Genomic DNA, 279 nt, shown 5'->3' on the forward strand with positions numbered 1-279 from the left:
GCAACAGGCTCGCCTTCGAAATCACCGAAGGCCTGGACATGGAAATGCATTCGGATGTGCTGCGTTGCCTGAACGACCTGAAGACGCTTGGCATCAAAATCTGGCTGGATGATTTCGGAACGGGTTTTGCCGGCCTGTCATGGCTGCGCATGACGGATTTCGATACCGTCAAGATTGATCGTTCCTTCCTGCATGACAGCAAGACCCCACGCGGACGGGCGATGCTGCAGGACATGATCCGCCTCATTCGCAATCGCGGCCATAAAATTTTGATCGAAG

Annotated in this window: 1 protein-coding gene; it reads left to right on the forward strand. The window is 54.1% G+C overall.

All coding sequences use genetic code 11. The features are described 5' to 3' along the window. Window positions 1–279 (forward strand): EAL domain-containing protein (locus EN804_RS36885; RefSeq protein ID WP_135922465.1); only part of this gene is annotated, 279 nt, incomplete at both ends.

The organism is Mesorhizobium sp. M8A.F.Ca.ET.161.01.1.1 (genome assembly GCF_004792105.1).
Classification (GTDB): domain Bacteria; phylum Pseudomonadota; class Alphaproteobacteria; order Rhizobiales; family Rhizobiaceae; genus Mesorhizobium.